The 5,217-nt window shown below is 41.1% G+C and carries 3 protein-coding genes and 1 pseudogene; 2 read left to right on the plus strand and 2 right to left on the minus strand.

The genetic code is table 11. The annotated features are described in order from the left end of the window. Nucleotides 1-496, plus strand: a pseudogene (locus Q1V93_RS05820) (hypothetical protein); the annotation flags it as partial. Between the two features lie 180 nt (nt 497-676). Here Q1V93_RS05820 and Q1V93_RS05825 read toward each other — a convergent pair. Together Q1V93_RS05825 and Q1V93_RS05830 are read right to left on the minus strand one after the other, a co-directional pair. Further along, nucleotides 677-3,064: an outer membrane beta-barrel family protein gene (locus Q1V93_RS05825; RefSeq protein WP_300662721.1), complete on the minus strand. Its 2,388-nt coding sequence runs from the start codon at nt 3,062-3,064 to the stop codon at nt 677-679. Nucleotides 3,065-3,095: 31 nt separating this feature from the next. Continuing rightward, nucleotides 3,096-3,914, minus strand: coding sequence for a DUF5694 domain-containing protein (locus Q1V93_RS05830; RefSeq protein WP_300662723.1), 819 nt, complete (start codon nt 3,912-3,914; stop codon nt 3,096-3,098). A gap of 139 nt (nt 3,915-4,053) precedes the next feature. On the opposite strand from Q1V93_RS05830, the gene Q1V93_RS05835 reads away from it, so the two are divergent. Continuing rightward, a complete protein-coding gene (locus Q1V93_RS05835) occupies nt 4,054-5,082 on the plus strand; it encodes a histidine kinase (protein WP_300662725.1) in 1,029 nt (342 codons plus the stop codon). Nucleotides 5,083-5,217: the final 135 nt, after the last annotated feature.

Genomic DNA, 5,217 nt, shown 5'->3' on the forward strand with positions numbered 1-5,217 from the left:
GGTGAACCAGGCAAAAAGTGAAAGTATGCTGACCGAGACACTGAAACAGGACGCGAAAGAAAAAGGAAACCTGCTTGCCGAAAAAGAATTGAATACTGTCCGGATTCCCTTTCAGAGCTACCTGGATTTGTATTATTCCCGGAAATGGATGTTTAGCTACAACGGAGAAGCGATTCCGGACAAAGATACGGTTGCTGTGAAAGAATACCTGGAAGCGTGGGCAAATGTTTGGCTGCCAACCTGGAATAAAGCGGTGGAACAGAATTTAATCACAGAACTTCCTCGGATCAATTGCCCGGTATATTTTTTTATCGGGGGAAAGGATCTGCAAACGAATTATCAGATCGCCAAAGAATATTTCAATGTGCTGGATACTTCATTGAAGCAATTGTTTCTATTCGATGATGCCGGACATTCGGTGCTGGTTCAGAAATCGGGAGAAGTACAGAAAATCATCATCGAAGAAGTTCTGAAAAACGGAACTGTGCAGGATTAATTGTTTTTATTCCAGATGCACAAATTAAATCCGTGCACCTGGAATGAATGTTGACTCTTTAGAGAAAGATATGAAGTGCGCTAACGTTTGGATGTAAACGCTCCATGTACTTTGGGAAACCTCCTGAATTCGGGGATACCACATAATTTTATAAAATTGTGTGGCTTGAAATTTTCGGGGTTAATTTGTCCTGTTTTGTTCCTCTTCGTTTCCGAAACTCCGTTCTTTCGACTTGAGGTTGTCATTTCCGAATTTGTAGCTGACAGAAACTCTCAAAGACCTGGAATCTTCGTAGCCCTGAATCGTTGTTTTTATTCCATTGGAATAATAGCTGATCACCGGTCGTTGTCCGTTTAGGACATCCTGCCAGGTTAATCCGAGAGAAAGTTTCTTTTTGAAGAACAAAGCCTGTACAGAAATATCCAGTATGTGCATCGTGGAGATCTGAAAAATCTGGTAACGTCCCGGAAGTTGTAAGCCGTAGTTCACACTTGCGAAAAGTGTTTTGGATTTGTTCAGTGTGAAATCGTTGTTTGAATAGAAGTAAGAGTTCCAGCCACGAACCGATCGAACGAAATCTATTTTCGAATCCATCAATTGATAGCTGACGTTGAATCCGGTAAAACTGTTCCAGCGGCTCCATTTGTTGAAATTGTAATATGTCGAAAACCCGGCATGATGCATGTTGGCATAATTCAACGGAGTACTTCTGGTGATATTGGTGTTCGCGTCCGGAATGGAAATTTCCTGTGAAAAATCGGAAATGTGCGAATAATAGACCGATGAAACCCAATTTTGCCTGTGAACATAGGAAAATTCCAGGTTGTCGATAATTGTTGGTTTCAGAAAGGGATTCCCCTCCGAATAATAATAAGGACTTGAACGCACGATGAACGGATTCAGGTAGTCAAAACCCGAACGTCTGATTCTTCTGCTGTAATTAAGCGAAAAAGAACGGTTGTCGTTTGGCGAATAAGTGATATAAGCAGTTGGGAACAACTTGATGTAATGATTCCGGTTTGTCTGATCCAGGTTTTTCGAATATCCTTCCGTTTGGGTGAATTCAACCCGCAACCCGATTTGAGAATCCCATTTCTTACCCAGTTTTTTGCTGATAGAACTGTACAACGCTTCGTTGTATTCCCGGTAACGGAATAGATTGGACTGATTCGGATTCAAAACGGCTGTTCCCGATTCATGATCGTAAACACTCAGATTGTTGATCGTTTCAGTATGAGAGAGTTTCCCTCCGAAAGTCAGTGCCGCAAAACTGAAAGGCATTTCAACATCTGTTTTGAAGGAATAATTTTGGATCTGGTTGGTATTGGAGTTCGTTGACGAGAAAAAAGTAGCCGGAAGAATGCTTCTGTTTTCATCCAATTCATTTCCGGAGAAGAAACGGGCATCCTTTTTTCGGTAGTTGAAATAGTCCAGTTCGATAGTCAACATTCTCCCGGAAGAATCCGCTTTAAAAGTATTTCCCCAGTTAAGCGAATGCATCACGGGTTTATTCGCAGCATTTACATCGGAAGAAACGTAGGAATTGACTGCTCCGGTGGAAACTGCGGTTCTGCTCGTAAATGGATTATTCTTGTTTGACTCATCGGTGAAAGAACCCGAATATTTTACTCCGGAAGTCCAGTTGCGGGTGAGTTTGTAATCCAATCCCGCTCCGATACTGAAGCCTTTTACGGTTGCAAGGTCTTTTGTATTGGTCTTCCAGGATTCTGTCGGATAAAAGATCCGGTGTTCCGAAGTGGTCAGGTATTGATTCTTCCCACTGCTGACCGAAAACTGAAAGGAAAGCTTGTGGTGATTGTAGTTGAGCATGCCGTTCAGATTCCCACCTGCATACGTTCGTTGTTTGTACGTGGCTCCGATATTGGCATTCCAGGAATTCGCTTTTGCCGATTTCAAACGGATATTGATCAATCCGCTGTTTCCTTCCGCTTCGTATTTTGCCGGAGGAGTTGTAATCACTTCAATACTCTTGATCTGGTCCGCAGGAATAGATTGCAGCAAGTTTGCCAGATCATCGGAAGACAAGCGTTGCAAATGATCATCAATCATCACCAACACTTCGCTTTTCCCGATAATCGAAACGGTTTCGTCCTGAACGCGAACCATCGGGGTCGCTTTCAATACATCTAAGGCATTTCCTCCGGCAGATGCTGCATTTTCCACATGAAAGACCAGGCGATCTGCTTTCCGTTCGATGATTTTCTTGCGACCTTCTACCACAACTCCTTCCAGTAATTGAGACTCGTTGATTTCGATTACTCCAAGATCTGTGTCTTTTTCCAGTGAAAGATTTTGTTTGTAAAGTTCTTCGCCGAACTGCCGGATGTGAAGCGTATACTTGCCGGCTTCAACCTGAAGTGTAAAACTACCGAGACTGTCCGTTGTTACATGATTGACATGAATACTGTCGTTGAGTTTTAGCAGAACGCTGGCAAGTTCAACCGGAATATGCTCCCGGTTGCATACTTTTCCGGTAAGTTGAAAGTTCTGACCGTAAAAATAAGAGACAGAGAAAACAAAAAGCAAGAGGCACAAGGTGTTTTTCATGACAAGCGATGTAAGGGGATAAGCGAAAAGATTATTTTAGAAAACGGAAAATATCAACCAATGAATATTGGGGGCTTCTTCGCATGAAATCATTGAAGAAAGCCGTGTGTGAAGCTCCCATCAAAATGAAAATACGGTCGTTTTTACTTAGTTTTAGTTGATTCAGGTTGGAATACATGACCAGGTTCCGGTGATAGTATTTCGCAGCTTCATCTGCACCTTCAGCTTTTCCGGCAGATGAAATATGAGTCAGAATATCAGCATTGATAGTAATCATAAAATCCATGTAAGCGGGTTTGTTGTTCATGATCAATGCATCCAGCAATTTCATTTTGCCTTCAGGATACTTTTGTTCAAACGCTTCGAACATGTTCCAATATTTGGAAACTGTCACCGAATCGATAGGTTTTTTCAGGGAGTCACCAATCAGGTAATTGTAACTTTCTTTATAATCTATACCATAAATTTGCTTACAGCCTGAAAGTCTGCCAACCTCATAAGCCAGAAGTTCAATTTCAGAAGGAGACTCAAATTTCATCACCGGATTTTTCAAGTATTCCTGGTACTCCTGTTGTAAGGCAAGGTTATAGGCAGGCGGTGTTTCTACAATAATCACGGTCGGTTTAAACTCAGCGATCTTGCGTGCAATTTCGTGAATCTGCCTGATGTTTTCCTGATTGTGTTCATCAAACTCGGTAGTATGCGCATCAGTGGAATACCCCATGTGAAATGTTCCCATGTTGAGCACCGGAATGGAATCATTAAATTTTGTCGGGATGATAACCGTGTTTTGCTGGGCGTGGAGCTGTGCAGTTAACAATAATCCGATGGAAATAATAAGCGTCTTCATATTCAATTTGATTTATGAGACAAAATTTGAGAAAGGAAGCGACGACTGAAAATTTTATCTACAAACCCCTTTGGTTTATCTACGAACCCGTTTATTCAATTGAAACGATATATCTAGCTTTACAAAAATGTTTTTCGAGATGTACAAAAGTTCCATTTCCTTAAGTAAAGAAGTGATCATCCATTTGATTTTTTGGCTAATCTGGATGTATTACAGCCTGATCGGAATTGGTGATCATGGTTTTCAAATCCTTGATATAGACCTTTTCTATACTACAGGGATATTGGTTTATATCATTACGTTTTATGTCCATTATTTGTTCGTGTTGCCGCGGGTTTTCAAACCGTTCAAATGGAAGAAAGCGATCCTGGGGTTCTTGATCAGTTTTTTGTTCTTTTCCAGTTTGAGATACCTCATTGAGGAAGTTCTGACACTTTACTTTCTGAATGTGCGGAATTACTATCCGGGAACGAGCATGCTGTATTACTTTTATGACAACCTGTTTTACAGTTCTCAACCAATTATTTTGTGCACGGCTTTGTGGTTGATTATCTTTTTGGTCCGGACACTCGATTACAATAACTACATCATGCAGGAGCAGAAAAACATGGAAATCAAATTCCTGAAATCACAAATTAACCCGCATTTTATCTTCAATACCCTGAACAATATTTATTCGATGGTTCATTTTCAATCTCCGAATGCCTTGTCAGCCATTGAAAAACTGAGTAATATTATGCGTTTTACAACCTATGAGGCACAAAAAAGCATGATCAGGTTATCCGAAGAACTCAATTATATCAATGCGTATATCGAATTGGAAGAATTGAGGCATTACGAAAAATCGTTTGTGGTTTGGGAGTTGAATGTCAAAGACGAGCATATGGAAATTCCGCCTTATATGTTATCACCTTTTATTGAAAACGCTTTGAAACACGGAGTTTATTCGGAGGAGAACCCGATTCAGATCTCCCTTTTCTGTGACGACAAATTCATCCGTTTTGAAGTAAAAAACCGAATCGGTCAGCAGAAAAAAGATCAGTTGGGAGGAATCGGTTTGCAAAATCTGAAAACCCGGCTGGAAATCCTGTACCCGGAAAAACACCTGTTGAATACCCGGCAGAAAGAAGAGGTATTTATTGCAACCCTTGAAATCCGATTGAAATGAAGCCTTTAATCAAATGTGTCATCATAGACGACGAACCGCTGGCTGTGCAGCTGATAGAAGATTATGCGAGAAAGATGTCGTCTCTGGAAGTAGTGTATGCCGGAAGCGATGTGCACCGCGCAATTGATGTGGTGA

The sequence above is a fragment of the Fluviicola sp. genome (assembly GCF_030151805.1).
GTDB lineage: Bacteria > Bacteroidota > Bacteroidia > Flavobacteriales_D > Crocinitomicaceae > Fluviicola.